A 25208-nucleotide genomic window follows, 5' to 3' on the forward strand; every position below is an offset into this window, starting at 1 on the left:
GCTGAGGAGTCGTACGGTCGTGCGCGGGGGTGGGGGGTTCGTGCGTGCGGGAGGTCAGTGGGAGGGGCCGAACCAGCGCTCCAGGGCCTCCCGCAGCCCGGTGCCGTCGGTGTCCGGCGCGGCCGCCCAGGCCACGTGGCCGTCGGGCCGCACCAGGACGGCGCCCACGCCGTCGAGGGCGCCGTCCTTCTCCGGCGCGGCCGGCAGCGCCGTGACCCGGTCCGCCCAGCCGGAGGTGTCCGGCAGCGCCGCACCGCCGCCGGACAGATCGAGGAGCACACCGCGTGCGGTGCGCAGCAACTGGGCCGTGTTCACCGGGCCTTCGCCGGTGGTCAGGCCCGCGTCCGGCAGCCGGGCGCCGAGCAGCGGGTGCTCGGGGCCGCCGACGTCGTAGCGGATGTCGAGACCGCTGATCATCCCGGCGAGGTGCGCCCGGACGTCGTCGTGGGTGAGGAGTTCGGTGAGCACCGAGCGCAGCGGCTCCACCTCAAGGCCGCCGAGCAGCAGCATGGCCTGCGCCTTGATGTTGGACAGGACTCGCCGGCCGACCTCGTGGCGTTCGGTGTGGTACGTGTCGAGCAGGCCATCGGGGGCCGTCTCGCCGAGGTGCAGGGCCAGCTTCCAGCCCAGGTTGAAGGCGTCCTGGAGGCCGAGGTTGAGGGCCTGGCCGCCGATCGGCATCTGGCGGTGGGCCGCGTCCCCGGCGAACAGGATCCGGCCGCTGCGGTACCGCGTGAGCTGGCGGTTGGCGTCGCCGAACGAGTTCGCCCACAGCGGCGTTCCGCCGCTGATGTCCTCGCCGGTGACGCGCTTCCAGACCGCCGCGATCTCACTGAACTCCGGGTCGCCGGTGCGCGGTTCGGCCTTGGAGCCGAACTCGTGCACCATCACCCGGGTGACCCCGTCGCGGGTCGCCGCGATGGCGAGCCCGGCGGGCAGCCGCTCGAAGCGGCGGTTGGGAATGGTGACACCTGCGACGTCCGCGCGCAGCAGCTCGCGGTCGGCGTCGTTGCCCGGGAACTCGGCCCCGGTGAGGCGGCGCACGGTGGAGTCCTCGCCGTCGCACCCGACGAGGAAGCCACCGCGCACCACGACCGTGCCCTCGGGCCCGGCCGCCGTCGCCTCGACGAAGTCGCCCCGGTCGGACACCTCGCGCAGCTCGTGGCCGCGCCGGATGTCCACGCCCAGCGAGAGCGCCCGCTCCTGGAGCAGGGCCTCGGTCCGGGTCTGGGGCATCTTCCACTGCCCGGGGTAGGGGCTGGGCAGTGTGAGGTCCATCGGGATGCCGCCGAAGTGGCCGCGCGGCTCGTTCGGCGGTGTCCCGAAGACGTCGAGCAGGCCACGGCTGTCGAGGAGCTCCATGGTGCGGGCGTGCAGCGTGGACGCCCTCGACTCCGTGGTGGGCGCGGCCCGTTGTTCCAGTACGACCACATCGGCGCCGCCAAGACGCAGCTCACCGGCGAGCAGAAGCCCGACGGGGCCGGCGCCGACGACGATGACCTGTGTGTCCAGGCGGTCCGGGGTCATGTGGGGGTCAGCCCTTCTGCTCGGCGTACGTCTTGGCGTGGTTGAGCGTGGCCAGGCTGTTGGTGGACAGCGCGGTGTGCACGTACTCACGGGCGTCCGCGACGGTGGCCTCGGGGCCGAGGATCTTCGCGATGTTGTCCGTGTTGAGCGTGACGGTGTGCTGCGAGGAGGCGGCCGTGCCCTCGGGCGTCTCCTCGAACGTCCAGATCCCGGTGTGCAGGGTCATCAGCGCCGGAAGCGTGACCTGCTTGTACGCGATCTTGTGGTGCGGGAAGGTCACCCGGAACGACTTGGTGGTGTGCACCGAGCCGTCCTTGGCGCGGGTGTCCATCTCCAGGGTCTGGAGCCCGGGGGTGTCCTCGGTGAGCCGGACGACGGCCACGTGCGGCAGCCGCTCGGACCAGAGGTTCGCCTCGTTGATGAAGTCGTACAGGTCCTTGGGCGAGCCCTGGACGATGACGGTGTCGGTGAACGAGAACGTCACCTCCTCGGTCGCGTGGGCCAGTTCGACGTTCTGCTTGAGCGCGGCCAGCTCCGAGCGGCTGTTCTTGTCGACCGCCTCGTCGATCCAGGCCAGGCCCTTGGGGTCGTCGTCGATCGCCCGGTAGTCGTGCAGCAGCCGCACGCGCGAGGAGTTCTCGGCCAGGGTCTCGATGATCCAGGTGCCGCCCATCGCCGCGACCGGAGGCGTGGTGACCTCCTGGCGGAAGGTGATGCGCAGGCCCTCCGGGTCCAGCTCGCGGTGCGAGGTCCAGTTCTTGGCCTCGCCGTTGGCGGTGGCCCAGATCCGGATGCGCTCGTGGTTGTCGTGCTCGCCGACCTGGTCCACGTAGATCGTGGGCGGGAAGATCCGCGGCCAGTTGACCACCTCCGCCAGCAGCCGGTACACCGCGGCGGCGGGGGCGTCGATGGTGATCTCGTGCTCGACCTCACGGGTCGTCATATCCGCTCCTCCTTCGGGTACGTGGCGGATCAGAAGTTGCCGAGGCCGCCGCAGACGTTGAGGGCCTGCGCGGTGATGGAGGCGGCGGTGTCGGAGGCCAGGTAGCCGACCAGACCCGCGACCTCGTCCGGGGTGGAGTAGCGGCCGAGCGGGATCTTGGCCTGGAACTTCTCCAGGATCGCGTCCTCGGAGGTGGAGTACGCGGCCGCGTAGCCCTGCCGCACGCGCTGCGCCATCGGCGTCTCGACGTAACCGGGGCAGACGGCGTTGACCGTGATGCCGGTCGGCGCGAGCTCGTTGCCCAGCGCCTTGGTGAAGCCGACCACGCCGTGCTTGGAGGCCGAGTACGGGGCGCCGAGCACGACGCCCTGCTTGCCCGCGGTGGAGGCGATGTTGATGATCCGGCCGCGGTCCTTGTGGCGCATGCCACCGGTGTTCAGCACCTCGCGGGTGACCCTAAAGACGCTGTTCAGGTTGGTGTCGATGACGGCGTCCCACAGCTCGTCCCCGATGTCGGCGGTCACCCCGCCACCGGACCGGCCGGCGTTGTTGACCAGCACGTCGACGGTGCCGAAGCGGTCGACGGCCGCCTGGACGAAGGCCTTGACGCTGCCGGCGTCGGTCACGTCGAGGGCCGAGCCGTCGGCCTCCAGACCCTCGCCCTGCAACTGCTTGACGGTCTCGGCGACGTTCTCGGCATTGCGCGCGCCGATGAAGACCTTATGGCCCTGGGAGGCGAGCAGCCGGGCCACGGAGAGCCCGATGCCGCTCGTTGCACCCGTCACCAGTGCGACCCGTGCGGTGTTCTCGGTCATGTCGTTCTTCCTTGTCTGTGGCTCAGGCGGCGGACGCGGAGGACAGCTGGGCGTTGACGACGTCGATGAGGGCGCGCGGCGTGGTGGCGTCGGTCAGCGCGTCGTCGTCCAGCGAGATGCCGTACTCGCGCTCGATCCGGCCGCCCGTCTCGAGCAGCGCGAGCGACTCGTATCCCAGGACCTCGAACTCGGTGTCCAGAATGTCGCCGTCCAGGTCGACGCCCTCGTCGGCGCCCGCTGCCTCCAGCAGAATGCGCTTCAGGTCTTCGAGGGTGAACGTGGTGGCCATGGGACTTCCCTTTCCTAGGTGTACGGCGTTACCAGTTGTCTGTGGCGGTACCACGCCCCCCGAGGGGCGCGGGGAACTGCGCGACCAGCCACAGACGGCCCGCAGTCAAATGACCCCACTTGCGGCGGAGCGCTTACGCGGCTGCGCGGACGACGACGGCGGAGTTGAAGCCGCCATAGCCGCGGGCCAGGACCAGCGCGGTGCGCACCTCGGCGGTGCGCGGCTCGCCCAGGACCAGGTCGAGGTCGTACTCGGCGGCCGGGTCGATGTGCACGGTCGGCGGGATGATCCCGTCCTTGATGGCGAGGAAGGCGGCGGCCAGGTCCAGCGGGGCCGCGCCCGAGTAGAGCCGTCCGGTCATCGTCTTGGGCGCGGTGACCGCGACCCCCCGGGTGCCGAAGACCGCGTTGAGCGCCTCGGCCTCCTGCCGGTCGAGCTCGGGGTCGGCGGCCGCGTCGGCGAAGACCACGTCCACGTCACCCGGTGCGACCCCCGCGCCGGCCAGGGCGAGTTCGATGGCCTTGCGCAGCCCCGGCGGACGGCCGGAGCCGGCCTTGGGGTCGATGGTCGAGCCGTAGCCGGAGACCTCGCCGTAGATCCGGGCGCCGCGGGCGCGGGCCGCCTCGGCGTCCTCCATGATCAGGATCGCGCCGCCCTCGCCGGGCACGTACCCCGCGGCCTCGCGGTCGAAGGGCAGATAGGCGCGGGTCGGCTCCTCGCTGGTGGAGAGCCGGTCGCTGGCCAGCTGGGCCACCCAGCCCCACGGGCAGACCGAGGCGTCGATGGCGCCCGAGACGATCAGCGAGGTGCCCTTGCGGATCTGCCGCCGGGCCTGCGCCACCGCGTCGAGACCGCCGGCCTGGTCGCTGACGACCACGCCGCTGGGGCCCTTCATCCCGTTGCGGATGGAGATCTGGCCGCTGTTGACCGCGTAGAACCAGGCGAACGACTGGTACGCCGAGACGTACTGGCTGCCCTTGGACCACAGGGCCTGGAGCTCGCCCTGGCCGAACTCGAAGCCGCCGGCCGCGCTCGCGGTCACCACGCCCATGTCGAACTCGGGGAGTTCGGCCGGGGTGATGCCCGCGTCGGCGAGCGCCCAGTCGGCCGCGACCAGCGCGAGCCGGGTCACCCGGTCGGTCTGCGGGAGCAGCCGGCTCGGCAGCAGGTCCTCCGCGACGAAGCCCGGGACCTCGCCGGCCAGCTTGGCCGGGTAGGACGACGGGTCGAAGCGGGTGATGCGGCCGATGCCGCTCTTGCCACCGACGGTCGCCGCCCAGTAGTCCTGGATGCCGAGCCCGTTGGGGGACGCCACCCCCAGGCCGGTGACCACCACGGACGACGTCATGCGAGCTTCCTCTCGGGACGGGCGAGCACCACGGCGCTCTGGAAACCGCCGAAGCCGCTGCCGACCGAGAGGACCGCGTCGGTCTTCCGGTCGCGGGCGGTCAGCGGGACGTAGTCCAGATCGCACTCCGGGTCGGGCGTGTGCAGGTTCGCCGTGGGCGGCACGACGTTGTACTCCATGGCGAGCGCCGAGGCGGCGATCTCGATCGAGCCGATCGCGCCGAGCGAGTGCCCGACCATCGACTTGATGGAGCTCATCGGCGTCCGGTACGCGTGGTCGCCGAGGATCCGCTTGACGGCCGCCGTCTCGTGGCGGTCGTTCTGCTTGGTGCCGGAGCCGTGGGCGTTGATGTAGTCGATCTCGTCGCCGTTCATCCGCGCCTCGTCGAGCGCCACCCGGATCGCCTCGGCCATCTCCGCGCCGTCGGGGCGCAGTCCGGTCATGTGGTACGCGTTGGAGCGCGTGGCGTAGCCCGCGATCTCCGCGTAGATGTGGGCGCCGCGCTTCTGCGCGCTCTCCAGCTCCTCCAGGACGAAGAAGGCGGTGCCCTCGCCGAGCACGAAGCCGTTGCGCGAGTTGTCGAACGGCCGCGAGGCCGTCTCGGGCTCGTCGTAGCGGTTCGTCGTGGCCTTGATCGCGTCGAAGCACGCCATGGTGATCGGCGAGATCGGCGCGTCCGAGGACCCGGCGATCATGACGTCGGCGGAGCCCTCGCGGATCAGCTCGACGGCGTAGCCGACCGAGTCGATGCCGGAGGTGCAGCCCGTGGACACCACGGTGCTGGGGCCCTCGGCCCCGACGGCCCAGGCCACCTCGGCCGCGAACGAGCTCGGCACCAGGTGGTTGTAGAGGTGCGGGGCGGCGTACTCGTGGTCCACCAGGTCGAGCCGGCCGCCGTCGCTGACGACCCGGTACTCCTCGTCGAGGCCCATGGTCGCGCCGACCGCGCTGCCGACGGTGACGCCGATGCGGTACGGGTCGAGGCCGGCGAGCTCGAGGCCGCTGTCGGCGACCGCGCCGCGCGAGGCGACGACCGCGAACTGCCCGGCGCGGTCCATGCGCCGGACCTCCTGCGGGCTCAGACCGTGCTCGTACGGATCGAAGTCGATCTCGGCGGCCACCCGGGAGCGGAACGGCGTGGGGTCGAAGAACGTGATCCCGCGCGTCGCCGTACGACCCTCGCTGAGGAGGCTCCAGAAGTTCTTGGTGCCGATTCCACCCGGGGCGAGCACCTCCATCCCCGTGATGACGACCCTGCGAGGCGTTGTCACGCGCCCGCCTCCCAGTTGTAGAAGCGGGCGGCCATGGCGTCGGCGGGCGAGCGCCAGGTGGCCGGGTCGTACGCCTGGATGAACGGCTTGAGGTCGTTGCTGATCCCGATGAACCGCGGGTCGTTCTTCGCGGCCTCGATCAGCTGACCGCCGTTGTCCGCGTCGAAGTCCTGCAGGTGGAAGTAGAGGCCCCGGTACGAGAACAGCTGGCGGCGCCGCGTTCCCATCCGGTGCGGCATGTCCGTCGCGTCGAACTCGGCGAACAGCTTGGCGACGTCGGTGCTCGAACCGGGTTCCATGCGGGCGACGATCAGCGTGCTGTGCATACGTTTTCGCTCCTCAGCGGTTGCGGTTGATCCGGCACTGGCCGTGCTCCGGGCGCGTACGACGTCGGACGCGCCCGAATACGAGGGCCATGAAAGGGAGTTGAGCGAGAGGATCAGCGGTGGCGAACCACGCCCCGGATCATGTATTCAAGGGTCTTCTGATCCCGCTCGCCGTTCAAGGCGCCCCGGTTCAGGTCTACGTCCGGTTCGGTCAGGTTCCGCAAATACACCGCAGCCATGTCAGAGAACCGGCAGCAATGAGCAGGTGAGCGCACGGGAATTGTCACGTCGGCGTCAGGTGCCGTCAGGTCGCGAACCGGAGCGTCTTCTTTGCGCGACCGGGCCCGGAAAGCCGGAACGCCCGGCTCCAGGAGAGGAGCCGGGCGTTCCGTGGTGCCGTGGTGCCAGGTGTTACTCGCCGGCCGCGCGGGTGTGGACCACGCGGTAGGTGTTGGAGTCCACCGACGTCAGGAGCGAGCCGGTGCGCTTCTCGGCCTCCTGGCGGGCGGCGGGCTTGTCGCCCTGCGGCACGGCCTGGTAGGCGTCGAACGCCTCCTTGCTCTCCCACTGCGAGTAGGAGACCACGAAGGAGCCCTCGAGACCGCGGGCGGCGATGCCCTTGAGGATCGTGTGCGAGACGTAGCCGGGAACGTCGTTCAGGAACTTCATCGACGGGCCGAGCGCGTCGACCAGGTCGTCCTGGTTCTTCTCCTCGACGCCGAAGACCGCGATCACGGTGTAGTCGGTGCGGGCCGGGGAGATCTCGACGCCCTCGCCCGACTTGGACTGCGAGTAGCCGATCTCGTTCTGCAGCAGGCGGATCGAGGTGGTCAGCTCGCCGAAGAGCGGGAGCGTGCGGTGCTTGAACTCCTCGCCGTCGTAACGGTCCTCCAGGTCCGCGCGGCTGCGCCACTGGATGAAGTTGGCCGTGCCCGGCTTGTCCACACCGGCGTGCACGGTGGAGGACATCCAGCCCGGGTAGGCCGCCGAGTCGACGATCTCGCGCATCGCGCCGAGCAGGCCCTCCTGCTTCTCCGGGGCGTCCGTGGAGAACAGGTTGAGGACGGTCAGGTTCTGGTCATCGGAGGAAATCTTGGGCATGTTCTTCGCTTCCTTCGGGTGTACGGGTGGAAAGGGAGTCAGGCCCAGCTCAGTTGTTGGGCCGGCCGAACCATCGGTTGAGGGATTCGGCGAGCCCCTCCGTGCGCGAAGCGGAGGGGGAGACCCATGCGACGTAGCCGTCGGGACGCACCAGGAAGGCGTCCAGGCCGTCGTCGCAGTCGTGCTGCTTCGCGGTGACCGTGGTGACACGGTCGGCCCAGCCTGCGGCGAGCTCGCGCAGGTGGGAGTCGTCGGTGAGGTCGAACAGGACGGCCTTGCCGGCCGCGAGGAGTTCGAAGTTGGTGGTCTTCTTGCCGTCGACCACCAGTTCCTCGTCCTTCAGACGCCGGCCGAGGAGCGGATGGTCGCCCTCGCCCACGTCGTGCCGGATGTCCAGTCCGGTGACCATCCCGATCAGCGTCCTCTGGACGTCCTCGAACCCGGTGAGCTCGGTGAAGACGTCGAGCAGCGGGGTGATCTCGTCGCCGCCCAGGTAGAGGATCCGCTGGGCGAGCGTGTTGGTGAGGACCCGGGCACCGACCGGGTGGCGCTCGGAGTGGTACGTGTCGAGCAGGCCCTCGGGGGCCTGGCCCTTGATCTCCAGGGCGAGCTTCCAGCCGAGGTTCACCGCGTCCTGCACGCCGGCGCTCATTCCCTGCGCGCCGATGGGCAGATGGATGTGCGCGGCGTCGCCGGCCAGGAAGACCCGGCCCTTGCGGTACTCGGCGGCCTGGCGGCTCACATCGGTGGTGGTGGAGACCCAGTGCACCGTGGCGCCGCTGATGTCCTCGCCGGACAGGCGCTTGAACGCCTCGGCCACCTCGTCGAAGGTGATCGGGTCCGGGCTCTTGCGGAGCGGCTCGCTCCGGTCGAAGTAGACGATCCGGCAGCGCTCCGGGCCGAGCGGCAGCACCATGACCATGCCGCCGGGCACCCGCTCGCCGCTGAAGCGCGGGCGCAGCGGCACCCCGCTGATGTCGGCGAACCGGAGCTCGATGGCCGGGTCGGTGCCCGGGAAGTCGATGCCGGCGAGCTTGCGCACCACACTGCGGGCACCGTCCGCGCCCACCAGGTAGCGGCCGCGCAGCGTGGCCGGGCCCTCGGGCGTGGAGACCTCCACGGTGACCCCGTCGGCGCCGTCCTCAAGGCCGGTGACCTCGACCCCGCGGCGGACCTCGGCGCCCAGCTGCCCGGCCCAGCCGGCCAGCACGCCCTCGGTGCGCGACTGGGGGATGCCCCGGGCCCCGTACGAACCGCCCTCGACCAACCGGTAATCGATGGACACTCCGCCGAAATGACCGACCGGAATGACGTCCACTTCACCGAATCGGGACAGCAGTCCGCGCTGGCCGAATTCCTCGATGGTACGCGCCGAGAATCCCAGAGCACGCGACTGCTGAATCGGCTCGGCAAGGCGGTCGACGACAATCACGGACACGCCGTTCAGGCGCAGTTCGCCCGCGAGCATGAGTCCAGTGGGGCCGGCTCCCGCGATAATTACGTCCGCGTCAAAGTTAGACATCTACCCTCTTCCGACTGGCGTTTCTCCAGTATCCCGAGGGGGCAAGCGAGCGTAAATAGCTGCTAGTACAGGCCTTTGACAAGTACGTCAACTCTGCTACAAGGAGTCTTGGTCAGAGGCCTGTTCCGGAGTCATCCTCAACCATGACCTCAAGCCAATCCACCGCCGATGTCGCGGGACTCCTGGACCGTTACCTGATCAATCTGGACGACGACAAGCTCGATGACGCCTGGGCCCGGGGGCTGTTCACCGAGGACGCCGTGGTCGAGTTCCCGATGAGCCGGCACGAGGGGATCGCGGGCCTCGCCGAGTACCACAGCACGGCGCTGGCGGCGTTCGCCCGCACCCAGCACATCAACTCGCCCGCCGTGGTCGAAATCGACGGCGACCGGGCCTCTTTGCGCGCCAACATCGTCTCCACGCACGTGCACCACCCCTCCGACCATCCGGAGGACGCCGACCGCGACCCGATATTCGCGAACGGAAGCCTGGTGAGCGCGAAGGCCCGCCGCACCCCGGACGGCTGGCGCCTGAGCCTGCTGTCGCTGCGCATGATCTGGGTGACCGGCACCCCGCCCCGCAAGGGCTGAGCCCCGCACGACATGGACGAGCGCGGCGGTACGGGGAGGAGAAGCTCCCCGTACCGCCGCGCTCTGCTCGGCAGTTGCCGCTCTGCCCTCTTCTATACGTTCAGGCTCAGCACGCGGTCGACCTGGATCTCGACCACCACGCGGCCGGGCGGGTTGGGCGGGCCGGAGCGGTAGCGCCGGGCGTAGCGGCGCGCGCCCTCGGTGACCCGCGCGGGCTCGTCGACGACCTGGGCCGCGCCCTCCAGGGTGACCCAACTGAACCCGGCCACCTGGCAGATGGCGACGCGGCCGCCCGCCGTGGCGATCAGGTTGCGGGCCTTGCGGGACGAGGACACCGTCATCACCCGCGCGAGCCCCGCCTCCGCGTCCCAGGTGAACCGCACCGGCGCCACGTGCGGCGACCCGTCGGGCCGGATGGTGGTCAGCGTGCCGATGTGCGGCTCCGCCAGGAATGCCTCCACCGACGCCGACACCTCCGGCGCACTCGTACGCCCCAGGGGCAACGACATCGTGTTCGTCCTTCCGTCTCACTCCGGCTACCAGGCCATTGTCAACACCCGGGGCCGACCTTTGGAACCTGACTGGGCAACTGCGAACCGCATACCCCAACTGGCGCGAACTCGGGGCTGGTTCAGTAGGTGACGTCAAGGCATAGTAGAGTCAAACGGAGGGAGGTTCCGTATGCCAACGTCAACGCCGGTCAGTGAGAGCGGTGGCCGCCGGCTCCGGGCTGACGCGGAGCGCAACCGGGCCCGGGTCCTGAACGCGGCGCGCGAGCTCTTCGCGGAACGCGGCGCCAACGTCTCCATGGACGAGGTGGCCCGGCACGCCGAGGTCGGCGTGGGCACGCTCTACCGCCACTTCCCCACCAAGGAAGCCATGGTCGTGGCGGCCTCCCAGCAGCGGTTCGGCGAGATCCTCACGTACTACCGCACGGTGTGCCGCGAGTCGGCCGAGCCGCTTGAGGCGCTCCAGATGCTGCTCACCCGGGTCGGCGAGGTGGAGGCGCGCGACCGGGGCTTCGCCAGCGTCATCGGCGGCACGCTCGGCTCCGAGGGCCCGCCCAGCACCATGCGGGCCGACCTGGAGTCCGAGCTCGTGGACCTGGTCGGCAAGGGCCAGGCGGCCGGCACCATCCGGCGCGACATCGCGGGCGCCGACATCCTCGCCCTGACCTGCGGCCTCACCTCGATCGTGCACCGCCGCAGCGGCGACTGGCGGCGCTACATCGACATCGTGCTCGACGGCCTGCGCTCGCACCACATCACGCCGTAGGGCCTGTCCGGGGGCGCGCGGCGGGCCGGATGTCAGACCCGTCCTGTTGTATGGGGGCATGAACCACACGAGCACCACGGATCTGCGCACCGAGGCCGACGCCGTCCTGGCCCGCCTCGTCGGCGACCCCACGGGAGCGGCCAGGCTGCGCGAGGACCAGTGGCGCGCCATCGAGGCGCTCGTCGAGGGGCGGCGGGCGCTGGTCGTCCAGCGCACCGGCTGGGGCAAGTCCGCGGTGTACTTCGTGGCGACCTCGCTGCTGCGCGAGCGCGGCAGCGGCCCCACGGTGATCGTCTCGCCGCTGCTCGCGCTGATGCGCAACCAGGTGGAGGCGGCCGCCCGCGCGGGCATCCGCGCCCGCACGATCAACTCGTCGAACACCGAGGAGTGGGAGACCGTCCAGGCCGAGGTGGCCGCGGGCGAGGTCGACGTCCTCCTGGTGAGCCCCGAGCGGCTCAACAACCCGGACTTCCGCGACGAGGTGCTGCCCAAGCTCTCGGCGGCCACCGGCCTGCTCGTGGTGGACGAGGCGCACTGCATCTCCGACTGGGGCCACGACTTCCGCCCCGACTACCGCCGGCTGCGCACCATGCTCGCCGAGCTCCCCCCGGGCGTCCCGGTCCTCGCGACGACGGCGACGGCCAACGCGCGCGTGACGGCCGACGTGGCGGAGCAGCTCGGCACCGGCGCGGACACCGACGCGCTGGTGCTCCGCGGCCCCCTCGACCGCGAGAGCCTGAGTCTGAACGTGCTGTCGCTGCCGGACGCGGCACACCGCCTGGCCTGGCTCGCCGACCACCTGGACGAGCTGCCGGGCTCCGGGATCATCTACACGCTGACCGTGGCGGCCGCCGAGGAGATCACCGCGTATCTGCGCCAGTGCGGGCACACGGTCGCCTCCTACACGGGCCGCACGGAGAACGCGGACCGCCAGCAGGCCGAGGACGACCTGCTGGCCAACCGGGTCAAGGCCCTGGTCGCCACCTCGGCCCTGGGCATGGGCTTCGACAAGCCGGACCTCGGCTTCGTGGTCCACCTGGGCTCGCCCTCCTCCCCCATCGCCTACTACCAGCAGGTGGGCCGCGCGGGCCGCGGTGTGGAGCACGCGGAGGTGCTGCTGCTCCCCGGCCAGGAGGACGAGGCGATCTGGCGCTACTTCGCCTCGGTCGCCTTCCCGCCCGAGGAGCAGGTCCGCCGCACCCTTGACGTGCTGGCGCAGGCGGGCCGCCCGCTCTCGCTGCCCGCCCTGGAGCCGCTGGTCGAGCTGCGGCGCACCCGTCTGGAGACCATGCTGAAGGTCCTCGACGTGGACGGCGCGGTCCACCGCGTCAAGGGCGGCTGGACGTCCACGGGACAGCCCTGGGTGTACGACGCGGAGCGGTACGCGTGGGTGGCCCGCCAGCGCTCCGCCGAGCAGCAGGCGATGCGTGACTACGCGGCGACGGACGGCTGCCGGATGGAGTTCCTGCGCCGCCAGCTCGACGACGAGCAGGCGGCGCCGTGCGGCCGCTGCGACAACTGCGCGGGCGCCCGCTTCACCGCCGGCGTCTCCGGGACCGCGCTGGACGCGGCCAGGGGCGAGCTGGGCAGGCCGGGCGTGGAGGTCGAGCCCCGCAAGATGTGGCCGACCGGGCTCGCGGCGGTCGGCGTCGACCTCAAGGGCCGTATTCCCGCGGGCGAACAGGCCTTCCCCGGCCGGGCCCTGGGCCGGCTCTCGGACATCGGCTGGGGCAACCGGCTGCGCCCGATGCTCGCCCCCCAGACCCCCGACGGACCGGTTCCGGACGATGTGGTCGACGCCGTGGTGACCGTCCTGGCCGACTGGGCCAAGGGCCCCGGCGGCTGGGCGGGCGGCGGCCCCGACGCGCCGCCCCGGCCCGCCGGAGTGGTCACCGTCGCCTCGCTCACCCGGCCCCGGCTCGTGGAATCCCTTGGCACCCGGATCGCGGAGATCGGCCGCATGCCCCTCCTGGGGCGTGTGGAGTACGGGGCGGAGGCCGCCGGGGCCCGCGTTCCGGCCTCCAACAGCGCCCAGCGGGTGCGCGCCCTGCACCACGCCTTCACGGTGCCGGACGAGCTGGCGCGGGCGGTGCGGGAGGCGGGCGGCCCGGTGCTGCTCGTCGACGACCGCTCGGACACGGGGTGGACGCTGGCGGTGGCGGCCCGGCTGCTGCGCAGGGCGGGCGCGCAGGGGGTGTTTCCGCTGGTCCTCGCCGTGCAGGGCTGACCGCTGGGGATCCCTGGCGTGATCGGGGGTGCGACTGGGCAGGGATATGAGCGTCATACCCTCCGATTCCAGTCAGCGACTCCATTTGCTCGTTGCCGCGTGCCCGCGAGCCAGCGAGAATTGGAGCCGCGCCTCAGCGGTGGACCCGGAGTCCCGGGCCGTGCCGTGCTGCGCCCTCACCCGACCCTGCCCGCACTGTGGGCGCGTATCCGGAAGGGAGGACCGTGACCTTCGGATTCGCACCGTCCGCAGCCTCGGCAGGCGCGTCGTCCCTCATGTCGGCGGCCTCGGCGAACCGCCTCGCCAGGATGCTGGAGCCCGCGGAGTGGGCCTCGGCCGGGATCCCGCTGCTGCGCAACCCCCGCGAGGTGGTCAGCGGACTGCACAGCCGGCACCGCCCGACCCCGTCGACGGCCGTGATAGCCGTCCTGGACCACGAGGAACGGCTGGCCGCCAGCGCCTCGTTCGTCCGGCGCCCGGCCGCCGCCGACGGCTGGGAGTTCCGCAACGCGCTCCTCGCGCACCTGCGCCGGGTGATCCCGCACGACCTGCGCCGCCGTACCCCGGTGCGCACCGCCGTACTGCTCTACTGCCGTGACGGCGACGAGCGTTGGACCGAGGAGGACGGCGCCTGGATGTGGGGCCTGCGGGACGCCTGCACTCTGCACGGGCTGCGCTGCGGCGCGTACATCACGCTGACGCGCGGCGGCTGGCAGGTGCTGGGCGAGGGCCGCGGCGGCCGCCGCCCCAGCTCCACAAGCCGCCCCTGCTCCCTGGCGGACACCGACCCCGTCCCCCTGCCACTGCGCAGCGGAACGGCGGAGACCCTGCGCAAGGTGGCGGCGCGCTAGCGCCCGAAGGGGCGCGGGGTGGTGCCACATGGAGCGCGACCAGCGCCCGTAAGGGGCGCGGGGCTGTGTCATTGTGCGGCTCCGCCGCGTGGGCGCGACCAGCCCAAGACGGCCCGCACCCAAAGAACCGCCCCCGCGGAGCGCCCCGCTCAGACCCCCGCGCCGAGCGCGGTGTTGATCCGCTGCGGATCACCGCAGACGATCAGCAGCGCACCCGCCCGCTCACGGACGACCGGCAGCGCGGCAACGGCAGCGTCGTCCCCGCCGTTGACGGCGACGATCACCACGGGCCGGCCGGCCGCACGCGCGAGGCCGTCGACCGACGCGTAGAACACGTCGTCGCGAGCATCGTGCTGCGCCCAGTACGACTCCTCGCCGAAGGACAGCTCGTGCGCCGCCCACGGGTGCGGGTCACCGGTGGTGAGGACCAGGATGTCGCCCGGCGCGCGGCCGGTGTCGAGCAGCAGGTCCACCGCCTCGGCCGCGGCGTCGAGCGCGCCGTCGGCCGGGGCCGGGATCAGCTGGACCTGCGGCCCGGCAGCGGCCTGCGGACGGGGTGCCTGGGGCTGCGCGGCGGCATGGGTGCGCTGCGCGGGGGGCGTGGGCCGGGCGGGACCGGGGACCGGCCGTCCGGGACGCGGTGCGGCCGCGGTTCGCGGACCGGGAACGGGATGGGGGGTCGGCGCGGTGCGGCCGGCGGCCGGAGTGACGCGGGGACCCTGGGCGCTCTCGTGAATCTGAGGCTCCTCGGGGATGAGAGGCATGGGTAAAGGTCTATCAAACGCCGGTGAATGGGGCACCACCGGGTGGGCACAAAAGTGCGATCGGGGCGGAGTCTCCCCGTAAAGGGCGGGGAAAGTCCAGGGATTTCAGAAGTCGAAGCCGAGCTGGCCCCCGCTTTCCAGTGCGGCCGCCGCCGCGGAGACCCGGACCTTCTTCAAGTGCCGCCAGCGCGGCATCGCGTCGAGGTACGCCCAGGACAGCCGGTGGTACGGGGTCGGCCCCCGCTCCTCCAGGGCCGTCTTGTGCGTCGGCGAGGGGTAGCCGGCGTTGTCGGCGAAGCCGAACGCCGCGTACTCCCCGGCCGCTCCCCCGAGTTCGGCCATCATCGCGTCCCGGCGCACCTTGGCGATCACCGAGGCGGCCGCGACCGCGATGCAGGACTGGTCCCCCTTGATGACGGTGCGGACCCGCCACGGCTCGCCGAGGTAGTCGTGCTTGCCGTCGAGGATCACCGCCTCCGGCCGTACCGGAAGCGCGTCCAGCGCGCGGACGGCGGCGAGACGGAGCGCGGCGGTCATTCCGAGCTCGTCGATCTCCTGCGGCGAGGAGTGCCCGAGCGCGTACGACGTCACCCAGGACTCCAGCTCCCCGGCCAGTTCGAGGCGGCGCTTGGGGCTGATCAGCTTGGAGTCGGTCAGGCCCTCGGGCGGTCGGCGCAGCCCCGTGATGGCGGCACACACCGTGACGGGACCGGCCCACGCCCCGCGTCCGACTTCGTCGACACCGGCAACGATCTTGCATCCGGTGGTGGCGCGGATCGAGCGCTCGACGGTGTGGGTGGGTGGTTCGTACGGCATGGCGCCAGCAAGGTTACGCCGCCCGGGCCGCCGAGGACACCCCGGCCACCCTGTGCCGCGCGACCGGACCGCACGGACCCCGCGATCGGGCGGGTCCGCGGGCCCCGATTCAGGCCGTCCCGGCCCGCAGCAGCGGCACCATCACGTGATCGATCATCTCCGCGACCGCCTCGTCGGGCCATTCGCTTCCGCGCACCTTCGCGCGGAACATCATCAGCCCGGGGATGACGTCGAAGATCACCTCCGCCGTGGCGTCGGACCGTACGTCGCCCCGCTCGATTCCGCGCCGCACGGCCTCCCGGAAGAGCCGCTGGGCGGGCTCGACCAAGCGCCGCAGCACCATCCCGTGGAACCGGTCGGCGCTGGCGGCGTCGCACTCGTAAAGCACCGAGCGCAGCGCGAAACCCGACCGCGAGTACATCGCCTCCCGCAGCCGCAGACAGAGCTGGTAGAGGTCCTCGCGCAGCGAGCCGTGGTCGTCGGCCCGGTCCAGATCGGGGAACCCGGACCGCAGCGCGTCGGCCACCAGCTCCTCCTTGGACGACCAGCGGCGGTACACCGCGGCCTTCCCGGTCTGCGCCCCGGCGGCCACGCCCTCCATGGTGAGGGCGTTCCAGCCGACCGTGCTCAACTGCTCCAGGGCCGCGTCGAGGATCGCCCGTTCCAGGACGGGCCCCCGGCGGCGCGGCGAGACCTGCGGGGCCTCGTCGGCAGCAGTCCAGCGCGAAGTAGCCATCGTCTTCTCTCCGTTGGGGACGGTCCGCCCCCCATGGTGGTCGCCCTCCAGCCGTTTGACCAGGCACGGCGTCCCCGGACACCCCGTACGGGAACTGCCGCAGCGCCGCCAGCCTGCCCCAACTCCCCTTAGTGAACGCTTGTGTTCACTCTTTCCGGCTCGCTAGGGTCTTCCATAGTGAACGGTGGCGTTTCCTAGCATGGCTGCTCAAGGGGACCCTTTTATGACGTCAGATCAGATAGACGCGAAGCCCGGCACCCACGCACCCGAACCGCATCCCCCGCGCCCCGACCGCCCCGGCATCGCCCTCGCGGTCATCGCGATGTGCCAGCTGATGGTGGTCCTGGACGCGACGATCGTGAACATCGCGCTCCCCCACATCCAGACCTCCCTCGGCTTCTCCACCAGCGACCTGACCTGGGTCATCAACGCCTACGCGCTGACCTTCGGCGGGCTGCTCCTGCTCGGCGGCCGGGCGGGCGACCTCCTTGGCCGGCGCCGGATGTTCATCACCGGCATCCTGGTCTTCACCCTCGCCTCGCTCCTCGGCGGCTTCGCCCAGGAACCCTGGCAACTGCTCGCCGCCCGCGCCCTCCAGGGCATCGGCGGCGCGATCGCCTCGCCCACCTCGCTCGCCCTGATCGCAACCACGTTCCCCGAAGGCCCCGAGCGCAACCGGGCGTTCGGCGTCTTCTCGGCCGTCTCCGCGGGCGGCGGCGCCATCGGCCTGATCGCGGGCGGCATGCTCACCGACTGGCTCAACTGGCGCTGGGTGCTCTTCGTCAACGTCCCCATCGGCGTGGTCATCGCCGCGCTCGCGCCGCGCTGCATCCGGGAGTCCGAGCGCCACTCCGGCACCTTCGACCTCGCCGGCGCGTTCACCTCGACCGGCGGCATGGCGGCACTCGTCTACGGGTTCATCCGGGCCGCGAGCGACGGCTGGCGCGACGGCCTCACCCTGGCGTCCTTCGGCGCGGCCGTGGTCCTGCTCCTCGCCTTCGTCGCGGTGGAGCGCCGCTCCGCCCAGCCCATCACCCCGCTGCGGATGTTCGCCGACCGCAACCGCTCCGGTACGTACGTGATCATGCTGAGCCTCGCCGCGGCCATGTTCGGCATGTTCTTCTTCATCGTGCTCTTCGTGCAGAACGTGCTGCACTACAGCCCGGTCAAGGCCGGGGTCGCCTTCTTCCCCTCGACCCTGGCCATCGTCCTCGCGGCGGGCCTCGCCACGAGCCTGCTGCCCCGCATCGGCCCCAAGCCCATCGTGGTCACCGGTTCCCTGATCACCGCGGGCGCCATGGCCTGGCTGACCCTGATCGACCCGGACAGCACCTACACCGGCGGGATCATCGGCCCGCTGCTGCTCTTCGGCTTCGGCATGGGCCTGAACTTCGTCACGCTCACCCTGACCGCGGTCTCCGGCATCGCCGACAGCGAGTCCGGCGCCGCGTCCGGCCTGCTCAACACCACCCAGCAGGTCGGCGGCGCCCTCGGCCTGTCCATCCTGACCACGGTCTTCGGCACCGCGAGCCGCGACGAGGGCAGGACCCAGCTCAAGGACTTCCTCGCGCACGGCTCACCCGAGCAGAAGGCGGCCTTCGCCAAGACGCACCAGCTGCCCGCGCCCTGGAGCGACGAGGTCCTCGCCCACGGCATCGGCACGGCCTTCATCGCCGCCGTGGCCCTGGTGTCCCTCGCCGCGCTGGTCGCCGTCTTCGTCATCCAGGTCCGCAGGAGCGATCTGGAGGCGCTGAGCGGGAAGGCGGGGGTGCCTGCGGGCTGACAAACCCGCCGGTCCGGGCGCCTACGGGTCCGAGGTGCCCGGGAAGCTCCACCGCTCCCGGGCTCCAAGGGCTCCCGACGAGGGCCCGGCCCCCGGATCCGGCTCAGCCCGAAGCCGTCGCCGGGACCCAGCCCGGCAGCTCCTCGGTCCGCGCCAGCCACTCGGCCGGGGGCGCCCCGGCCTTTCCGGCCGCGATCACCCCGCCGACGATCGCGCAGGTGGTGTCGACGTCGCCGCCTGCCTGCGCGGTCGTCCAGAACGCCTTCTCGTAGTCCCCGAGCGAGCGCGCCGCCGACCACAGCGCGAACGGCACCGTGTCGTGCGCACTGGTCCGCCGCCCGCACCCGAGCACCGCGGCCACCGTGCCCGCGTCCCCGTAGTCCAGCATGTCCCGCGCCCGCCTGAGCCCCGCGCCGACCGCGCTGCGCGGCACCAGCGCCACGACGCCGTCGAGCAGCTCGGCCGGGGTCGGCGGCCCCGCCGGATCGGCGGCCAGCGCGGCCGCGGCGGCCACCGCCATCGAGCCCACCACGGCCTCGCGGTGCTGATGGGTGGTGTACGAGGAGATCTCGGCCTGGTGGGTCGCCTGCTCCGGGTCGTCCGCGTACCAGGCGCCCAGGGGCGCGATCCGCATCGCGGAGCCGTTGCCCCAGGAGCCCTGCCCGTTGAAGAGCCCGGCGGCCAGCTCCCGCCAGTCCCCGCCCTCCCGGATCAGCCGCAGCATCCGGTTGACGGCCGGGCCGTACCCCCGGTCGAAGTCGTGGTGCTCGGCGAAGGAGCGGGCGAGCCGGTCCTGGTCGATCCGGCCGTGCGCGGCCAGGACGGCCAACACCGAGCAGGCCATCTCGGTGTCGTCGGTCCACTGCCACGGGCCGTCGGGCAGCTGGCGCCGTTTGAGCAGCGGATAGTGGGCGGGGACGAAGAACTGGGAGCCCAGGGCGTCTCCCACGGACAGCCCGCGCAGGCTGCCCAGCGCGCGTTCGAAGCGTGATTCGAGTGTGGAGTCAGCGGTCATCGCACACCCACTCTATCCGGTGATGCCGTACGGCTCGGGGACGCGCCACCGCTCGAACTGCCGGTCCAGCGTGTACCGCCCGTCCGGGCCGAGGAGCAGCGTCCTGGTCTCCGCGTTCCCCGGATTGGAGAGCGACTCGAAGTCCGCCACCGTCCAGTGGAACCAGCGCATGCAGAACAGCCGCATCGTCAGGCCGTGCGTGACCAGCAGGACGTTCGGCGGGTGGTCGGGCGCCTCGAAGCTGCGGTACAGGCTCTCCAGGAACGACCCCACCCGGTCGTACACATCCGCCCCCGACTCGCCCTGGGCGAAGCGGTAGAAGAAGTGTCCGTACGCGTCCCGGTAGGCCTTCTGGAGCCTTACGTCCTCGCGGTCCTGCCAGTTCCCCCAGTCCTGCTCGCGGAGCCTGGGCTCCTCCCTGATCCGCACGAGGTCGGGATCGAGCCCGAACTCCCGGAACGTCTCGTGGGTGCGCCGGTACGGCGAGACGTAGACGCTGACGCGCTCGCGCCCGAATATCTCGCGCAGCCGCTCCCCCGTCGCCCCGGCCTGCCGCCGCCCGGTCGTGGTGAGCCGCAGCGCGTGGTCGGGCTCGCGCTCGTACACGGTGTCGTCGGCGTTCCCCTCCGACTCCCCGTGCCGGACGAGGACGATGCGACGCGGTCTTGCCATGCGTAAACCCTAGATCGCCGGTCTGACATTCGAGCAGCCGTCCGGCCGCCATCCGGCGTATCGCTCACACCGTCCAGCTGGGGTTCAGGTCCACGATCGCCCCGGACAGGCCCGCCACGTCGGCCTCCGTCCCCGCCCGCAGCGAGAGCCGCTCCACCCGGTCGGCCCGGTACTTGCCGTGCTCGGCCGCCGACCGCCACATCGAGAGCACCAGGAACTCGTTGCCCGGCGCCTCGGCGAACACCCCGCGCAGCATCCCCGGCGACCCGGCCATCGCCGGGTTCCAGATCCGCTCCTGCGCGTTTCTGAAGTGCTCGACGCGGTCGGCGTGCACCCGGCAGTGCGCCACCCGCACCACATCGGCGTCGGTGAAGCGCGGCTCGAAGCCGGTCTTCACGTCGAAGCGGTGGTCGAACAGCTTGGCGCGCGCGTCCTTGTACGTACCGGACTGCGCGGCGGCGAGGCGGTCGTGGTGGCGCGCCATGAAGGAGTCATAAAACGGCCGGCTCTCCCAGAACGTGAAGACGTGCGCGACATCGGGCCGCCCCCGGCTCCACCCGCCGCCCTGGCCCCTGAATCCCGGCTCCCCCAGCAGTCCCGCCCACTTCCGCTGCCCCCGGTCGAAGCCGGGACGGTCGACCACAGTGCAGCGAATCCACTTGACCAGCACCGCGCCATCGTACGGCCGGTACCCATGGCCCCGGTCCCACTCCGGCGGACCGGATCGCCCCGCGCGCGTGGCAGCATGGTCGGTGAGCGGCCGGCAACGGGCAGTCACGGGGAGGGGTTTGGGGATGAGCGGCTTCAGCAAGGGGCTCGACAAGGTCGAGGTGGCACTGCGGTGGGACCCGAGTCCGGTCGGCTCCCCGGCCCACGACCTCGATGTGATCGCCGCGGTCTACACGGCGTCCGATCCGTACGGCAGCCCCGCCTATCTGGTGCACTTCGACAGCCGCTCCCCCGACGGCACGGTCTATCTGAGCCGCGACAGCACCACCGGAAAGGGCTTCGGGGACGACGAGGTGCTGACGCTGGAGTTCGCCCGCCAGCCGGACGCCCACGCCCGGATCGTGGTCGGCGTGCTCATCCAGCAGCGCCCGGACCGGCTCGTCTTCGCGGACGTGGCCAACCCCGAGGTCCGCATCCGCGAGGGCTACCGCGAGCTGGCGAGCGACGACTTCTCCTCCGTCGCGCAGAGCACGGCCGCCACGGTCGCGGAGTTCGTCCGGACCCCGGGCGGCGCCTGGGAGCTCCGCCCGGACGTGCGCGGCTTCGACCTGGACCCGGACGCCTTCACCGCCGCGATGGGCGCACGGGCCGTCTGACTCCTTACGTACGTAGTACGTAGGTGAAGCACAGGGCGTGCCCCCCGAACGCCCAAGTGGGGACCGGCAGTTCACCGGTCCCCACGGGGCAGGGCCTCTCAGCCCTCAGGAGCGCTCGGGCTGCGAGCGCCCGTGATCAGCTGCAGCCGCTGGTCGAGCCGCAGCCCTCGCAGATGTAGCAGGAGCCGGCCCGCTGCATCTTGGTGCCGCAGGAGAAGCAGAGCGGCGCGTCGGCGCTGACGCCGAGCTGCATCTCGACGAGCTCGGCCGAGTTGTGCACGGCCTTCGGGGGCTCGACGACCGCCGGCTTGGGCGCGGCGACGGCCTTCAGCGTCTCGGTCTGGCGCGGAGCGGACTGGGCCAGGCCCTCGACGTCCATCTCCTCGTCGTCCAGGGTCGGCTCGTACGAACCGGTCTCCAGATGACGCTGACGCTCCTCGGCGGAGTGGATGCCGAGCGCCGAGCGGGTCTCGAACGGCAGGAAGTCCAGCGCCAGGCGGCGGAAGATGTAGTCGACGATCGACTGCGCCATCCGCACGTCCGGGTCGTCCGTCATGCCGGCCGGCTCGAAGCGCATGTTGGTGAACTTCGAGACGTACGTCTCCAGCGGCACGCCGTACTGCAGACCGACCGAGACGGCGATCGAGAAGGCGTCCATCATGCCCGCGAGGGTCGAGCCCTGCTTGGACATCTTCAGGAAGACCTCGCCCAGACCGTCGTCCGGGTAGGAGTTGGCGGTCATGTAGCCCTCGGCGCCACCGACCGTGAAGGAGGTGGTGATGCCCGGACGGCCCTTGGGCAGACGCTTGCGGACCGGGCGGTACTCGACGACCTTCTCGACGGCCTTGCGGATCTCGGCCTCGGCCTTCTCCGTGACCTCTGCCTTCTCCTTCTCCTTGGTCTTCGCGGAGAGGGGCTGGCCGACCTTGCAGTTGTCGCGGTAGATCGCGAGCGCCTTGACGCCCATCTTCCACGCTTCGAAGTAGACCTCTTCGACGTCCTCGACGGTCGCCGTCTCCGGCAGGTTGACCGTCTTGGAGAGCGCGCCGGAGATCCACGGCTGGATGGCCGCCATCATGCGGACGTGGCCCATCGCGGAGATGGAGCGCTCACCCATGGCGCAGTCGAAGACCTCGTAGTGCTCGGTCTTCAGACCGGGGGCGTCGATCACGTTGCCGTGCTCGGCGATGTGGGCGACGATCGCCTCGATCTGCTCCGGCTGGTAGCCGAGGCGGCGCAGCGCCTGCGGGACCGTGCCGTTGACGATCTGCATCGAGCCGCCGCCGACCAGCTTCTTGAACTTGACCAGCGCGAGGTCGGGCTCCAGGCCGGTGGTGTCGCAGGACATCGCGAGACCGATGGTGCCGGTGGGGGCGATGACCGACGCCTGAGCGTTGCGGAAACCGTTCTTCTCGCCCAGCCGGACCACGTCCTGCCAGGCCTCCGTGGCGGCGGCCCAGATCGGCGAGTCCAGGTCGTCGATGTGGACGGCCTTGGTGTTGGCGTCGGCGTGCTGCTTCATGACGCGCTGGTGCGGCTCGGCGTTGCGGGCGTAGCCGTCGTACGGGCCGACGACCGCGGCCAGCTCGGCGGAGCGCTTGTACGAGGTGCCGGTCATCAGCGAGGTGATGGCGCCGGCGAGCGCGCGGCCGCCGTCCGAGTCGTACGCGTGGCCGGTGGCCATCAGCAGGGCGCCGAGGTTGGCGTAGCCGATGCCCAGCTGGCGGAAGGCGCGGGTGTTCTCGCCGATCTTCTGGGTCGGGAAGTCCGCGAAGCAGATGGAGATGTCCATCGCGGTGATGACCAGCTCGACGACCTTGGCGAACCGCTCGACCTCGAAGGACTGGTGGCCCTCGCCGTCGTCCTTGAGGAACTTCATGAGGTTCAGCGAGGCGAGGTTGCAGGACGTGTTGTCCAGGTGCATGTACTCGCTGCACGGGTTCGAGCCGTTGATGCGGCCGGACTCCGGGCAGGTGTGCCAGTGGTTGATCGTGTCGTCGTACTGGATGCCCGGGTCGGCGCAGGCCCACGCCGCCTCGGCCATCTTGCGGAAGAGGGACTTGGCGTCGACCTCTTCGATGACGTCACCGGTCATCCGGGCACGCAGCCCGAACTTGCCGCCGGTCTCGACGGCCTTCATGAACTCGTCGTTCACCCGGACCGAGTTGTTGGCGTTCTGGTACTGGACGGACGTGATGTCGTCGCCGCCCAGGTCCATGTCGAAGCCCGCGTCGCGCAGCGCGCGGATCTTCTCTTCTTCCTTCACCTTGGTCTCGATGAAGTTCTCGATGTCGGGGTGGTCGACGTCGAGGATGACCATCTTGGCCGCGCGGCGGGTGGCGCCGCCCGACTTGATGGTGCCGGCGGAGGCGTCGGCACCGCGCATGAAGGAGACCGGGCCGGAGGCGTTGCCGCCGGAGGACAGCAGCTCCTTGGAGGAGCGGATGCGGGAGAGGTTCAGGCCGGCGCCGGAGCCGCCCTTGAAGATCATGCCCTCTTCCTTGTACCAGTCGAGGATCGACTCCATGGAGTCGTCGACGGACAGGATGAAGCAGGCCGAGACCTGCTGCGGCTGGGGCGTGCCGACGTTGAACCACACCGGGCTGTTGAAGCTGAAGATCTGGTGCAGGAGGGCGTACGCCAGCTCGTGCTCGAAGATCTCGGCGTCCGCGGGCGAGGCGAAGTAGCCGTGGTCCTCGCCGGCCTTGCGGTAGGTCTTCACGATCCGGTCGATGAGCTGCTTGAGGCCGGTCTCGCGCTGCGGGGTGCCGACGGCCCCGCGGAAGTACTTGCTGGTGACGATGTTGACCGCGTTCACCGACCAGAAGTCGGGGAACTCGACGCCACGCTGCTCGAAGTTGATCGAGCCGTCGCGCCAGTTGGTCATGACGACGTCACGACGCTCCCAGGCCACCTCGTCGTACGGATGCACTCCGGGGGTGGTGTGGATGCGCTCGATACGCAGACCCTTGGTCGCCTTGGAACCCTTGGTGCGGGATCCTCGTGCCGGGCCGCTCGCCGTCTCTGTCATGCCGCCTCCCATACGCGGGCGAAAACGCCCAAAAGTGCCCGAATGTTCCCGTGGCACGGTGTGTGTCTTGTGCCCCGGACGCCGCGCGGGGCGCCCGTGACAGGTCCTGGATTGCCGCCGATCGGCGACCGGAGTCGCCGGTCAGTCGGCAGCGGTGGCGGGCACGGGGACCTCGGGGGTCACTCCGGCCACGCGCGCGCCCGCGTTGTCCGCGGGAGGCCGTTGTTCGCGCAGTTCCGCGATGGCGGCCTCGAAGTCTTCAAGGGTGTCGAACGCCCGGTACACGGACGCGAAGCGCAGGTACGCGACGAGGTCGAGCTCCTGCAACGGGCCGAGTATGGCCAGACCCACGTCATGGGTGGTCAGCTCGGCGCTCCCGGTGGCGCGCACCGCCTCCTCGACCCGCTGGCCGAGCTTGGCGAGGGCGTCCTCGGTGACCGGCCGCCCCTGGCACGCCTTGCGGACGCCGGAGATGACCTTGGTGCGCGAGAAGGGTTCAGTGACGCCCGACCGCTTGACCACCATCAGCGAGGCCGTCTCCACCGTCGTGAAACGACGGGAGCAGTCGGGGCACTGGCGGCGCCTGCGGATCGACGTGCCGTCGTCGGTGGTCCGACTGTCGACGACACGGCTGTCGGGGTGCCTGCAGAAGGGGCAGTGCATGGATCCCAACCCTCCTTCACGGCACGACTGAATAGCCTCGTCAGGCCCGAACAGGCCCCGCGAAGCAGCCATAAGCATAGGCGATGGCCGCGCCCCGGAAGACCAATGACCACAACTTCTGGGCGGCGGGGACAATCCAACCACTAGATCTGGGGTTTTGCCGCCAACCGCCCACTACCGCGTGTCGCGGAGCGGTCGCGCAGGGAACAGCGCCGAGGGGCACGATTCCGGCCCGTGTCCGCGCGGGCCCGGAGGGCGACGAACGACCGCGGGAACACCGACGGACGACCGGCGGAACACCGGATCGGGAACCGCCCG

General features: G+C 71.1%; 24 protein-coding genes. 6 read left to right on the forward strand and 18 right to left on the reverse strand.

Features of this window, described 5'->3' with window-relative positions; all coding sequences use genetic code 11:
* Positions 1-54: 54 nt before the first annotated feature.
* The 9 genes from QIY60_RS03710 to QIY60_RS03750 all read right to left on the reverse strand — a co-directional run bounded on the left by QIY60_RS03710 (position 55) and on the right by QIY60_RS03750 (position 9142).
* Entirely contained in the window at positions 55-1527 is a 1473-nt protein-coding gene (locus tag QIY60_RS03710) for an FAD-dependent monooxygenase (protein ID WP_283141121.1), read from the reverse strand.
* A gap of 7 nt (positions 1528-1534) precedes the next feature.
* Complete coding sequence (locus tag QIY60_RS03715) at positions 1535-2470, reverse strand: aromatase/cyclase (protein ID WP_283141122.1); 936 nt, start codon at positions 2468-2470, stop codon at positions 1535-1537.
* A gap of 29 nt (positions 2471-2499) precedes the next feature.
* Entirely contained in the window at positions 2500-3285 is a 786-nt protein-coding gene (gene fabG / locus QIY60_RS03720; protein ID WP_283141123.1) for a 3-oxoacyl-ACP reductase FabG, read from the reverse strand.
* A gap of 22 nt (positions 3286-3307) precedes the next feature.
* Entirely contained in the window at positions 3308-3574 is a 267-nt protein-coding gene (locus QIY60_RS03725; protein ID WP_190091608.1) for an acyl carrier protein, read from the reverse strand.
* 133 nt (positions 3575-3707) lie between these two features.
* On the reverse strand, positions 3708-4922 hold the full coding sequence (locus QIY60_RS03730; RefSeq protein WP_283141124.1) for a ketosynthase chain-length factor: 1215 nt from the start codon (positions 4920-4922) through the stop codon (positions 3708-3710).
* Entirely contained in the window at positions 4919-6193 is a 1275-nt protein-coding gene (locus QIY60_RS03735) for a beta-ketoacyl-[acyl-carrier-protein] synthase family protein (RefSeq protein ID WP_283141125.1), read from the reverse strand. The genes QIY60_RS03730 and QIY60_RS03735 overlap by 4 nt, the downstream gene beginning before the upstream one ends.
* Positions 6190-6519 carry a TcmI family type II polyketide cyclase gene (locus QIY60_RS03740; RefSeq protein WP_283141126.1) on the reverse strand — a complete coding sequence of 110 codons (330 nt, stop codon included), beginning with the start codon at positions 6517-6519 and terminating at the stop codon, positions 6190-6192. Before QIY60_RS03740 ends, QIY60_RS03735 begins: the two co-directional genes overlap by 4 nt.
* A 411-nt stretch (positions 6520-6930) precedes the next feature.
* Complete coding sequence (locus QIY60_RS03745) at positions 6931-7620, reverse strand: antibiotic biosynthesis monooxygenase family protein (RefSeq protein ID WP_283141127.1); 690 nt, start codon at positions 7618-7620, stop codon at positions 6931-6933.
* A gap of 49 nt (positions 7621-7669) precedes the next feature.
* Positions 7670-9142 carry an FAD-dependent monooxygenase gene (locus tag QIY60_RS03750; RefSeq protein WP_283141128.1) on the reverse strand — a complete coding sequence of 491 codons (1473 nt, stop codon included), beginning with the start codon at positions 9140-9142 and terminating at the stop codon, positions 7670-7672.
* A 143-nt stretch (positions 9143-9285) separates the two neighbouring features.
* Here QIY60_RS03750 and QIY60_RS03755 point away from each other — a divergent pair, with 143 nt between their 5' ends.
* A complete protein-coding gene (locus QIY60_RS03755) occupies positions 9286-9732 on the forward strand; it encodes a nuclear transport factor 2 family protein (protein WP_283141129.1) in 447 nt (148 codons plus the stop codon).
* Positions 9733-9824: 92 nt separating this feature from the next.
* On the opposite strand, the gene QIY60_RS03760 is transcribed toward QIY60_RS03755, so the two are convergent.
* Positions 9825-10241 (reverse strand): TIGR03618 family F420-dependent PPOX class oxidoreductase, encoded by a 417-nt coding sequence (locus QIY60_RS03760; RefSeq protein WP_283141130.1) that lies wholly within the window; start codon positions 10239-10241, stop codon positions 9825-9827.
* A 172-nt stretch (positions 10242-10413) separates the two neighbouring features.
* Here QIY60_RS03760 and QIY60_RS03765 point away from each other — a divergent pair, with 172 nt between their 5' ends.
* The 3 genes from QIY60_RS03765 to QIY60_RS03775 all read left to right on the forward strand — a co-directional run bounded on the left by QIY60_RS03765 (position 10414) and on the right by QIY60_RS03775 (position 14085).
* A complete protein-coding gene (locus tag QIY60_RS03765) occupies positions 10414-11007 on the forward strand; it encodes a TetR/AcrR family transcriptional regulator (protein ID WP_283141131.1) in 594 nt (197 codons plus the stop codon).
* Between the two features lie 58 nt (positions 11008-11065).
* Positions 11066-13234, forward strand: a complete 2169-nt coding sequence (locus QIY60_RS03770; RefSeq protein ID WP_283141132.1) for a RecQ family ATP-dependent DNA helicase — start codon at positions 11066-11068, stop codon at positions 13232-13234.
* A 224-nt stretch (positions 13235-13458) separates the two neighbouring features.
* The gene (locus QIY60_RS03775) at positions 13459-14085 is read left to right on the forward strand and encodes a hypothetical protein (protein WP_283141133.1); all 627 of its coding nucleotides are present in this window, start codon (positions 13459-13461) and stop codon (positions 14083-14085) included.
* A gap of 149 nt (positions 14086-14234) precedes the next feature.
* On the opposite strand, the gene QIY60_RS03780 is transcribed toward QIY60_RS03775, so the two are convergent.
* The 3 genes from QIY60_RS03780 to QIY60_RS03790 all read right to left on the reverse strand — a co-directional run bounded on the left by QIY60_RS03780 (position 14235) and on the right by QIY60_RS03790 (position 16401).
* Positions 14235-14849 carry a hypothetical protein gene (locus QIY60_RS03780; RefSeq protein WP_283141134.1) on the reverse strand — a complete coding sequence of 205 codons (615 nt, stop codon included), beginning with the start codon at positions 14847-14849 and terminating at the stop codon, positions 14235-14237.
* A gap of 105 nt (positions 14850-14954) precedes the next feature.
* Positions 14955-15665: a ribonuclease HII gene (locus QIY60_RS03785; protein ID WP_283141135.1), complete on the reverse strand. Its 711-nt coding sequence runs from the start codon at positions 15663-15665 to the stop codon at positions 14955-14957.
* Positions 15666-15774: 109 nt separating this feature from the next.
* On the reverse strand, positions 15775-16401 hold the full coding sequence (locus QIY60_RS03790; RefSeq protein ID WP_283141136.1) for a TetR/AcrR family transcriptional regulator: 627 nt from the start codon (positions 16399-16401) through the stop codon (positions 15775-15777).
* A gap of 223 nt (positions 16402-16624) precedes the next feature.
* On the opposite strand from QIY60_RS03790, the gene QIY60_RS03795 reads away from it, so the two are divergent.
* Positions 16625-18184, forward strand: coding sequence for an MFS transporter (locus tag QIY60_RS03795; RefSeq protein WP_283141137.1), 1560 nt, complete (start codon positions 16625-16627; stop codon positions 18182-18184).
* Positions 18185-18287: 103 nt separating this feature from the next.
* On the opposite strand, the gene QIY60_RS03800 is transcribed toward QIY60_RS03795, so the two are convergent.
* From QIY60_RS03800 to QIY60_RS03810, 3 genes are all read right to left on the reverse strand, one after another.
* Positions 18288-19199: an ADP-ribosylglycohydrolase family protein gene (locus QIY60_RS03800; RefSeq protein WP_283141138.1), complete on the reverse strand. Its 912-nt coding sequence runs from the start codon at positions 19197-19199 to the stop codon at positions 18288-18290.
* A gap of 12 nt (positions 19200-19211) precedes the next feature.
* The gene (locus tag QIY60_RS03805; protein WP_283141139.1) at positions 19212-19871 is read right to left on the reverse strand and encodes a histidine phosphatase family protein; all 660 of its coding nucleotides are present in this window, start codon (positions 19869-19871) and stop codon (positions 19212-19214) included.
* Between the two features lie 64 nt (positions 19872-19935).
* A complete protein-coding gene (locus QIY60_RS03810; protein ID WP_283141140.1) occupies positions 19936-20541 on the reverse strand; it encodes a YdbC family protein in 606 nt (201 codons plus the stop codon).
* Between the two features lie 124 nt (positions 20542-20665).
* Between QIY60_RS03810 and QIY60_RS03815 the strand changes: the two genes are divergently transcribed.
* Positions 20666-21196, forward strand: coding sequence for a TerD family protein (locus QIY60_RS03815; protein ID WP_283141141.1), 531 nt, complete (start codon positions 20666-20668; stop codon positions 21194-21196).
* Between the two features lie 136 nt (positions 21197-21332).
* Here QIY60_RS03815 and QIY60_RS03820 read toward each other — a convergent pair whose 3' ends face one another.
* Together QIY60_RS03820 and nrdR are read right to left on the reverse strand one after the other, a co-directional pair.
* Positions 21333-24227, reverse strand: coding sequence for a vitamin B12-dependent ribonucleotide reductase (locus tag QIY60_RS03820; protein ID WP_283141142.1), 2895 nt, complete (start codon positions 24225-24227; stop codon positions 21333-21335).
* A 141-nt stretch (positions 24228-24368) separates the two neighbouring features.
* A complete protein-coding gene (gene nrdR, locus QIY60_RS03825) occupies positions 24369-24890 on the reverse strand; it encodes a transcriptional regulator NrdR (RefSeq protein WP_283141143.1) in 522 nt (173 codons plus the stop codon).
* Between the last annotated feature and the right edge of the window lie 318 nt (positions 24891-25208).

The organism is Streptomyces sp. BPTC-684 (assembly GCF_030028635.1).
In the GTDB taxonomy this organism is placed as follows: domain Bacteria; phylum Actinomycetota; class Actinomycetes; order Streptomycetales; family Streptomycetaceae; genus Streptomyces; species Streptomyces noboritoensis.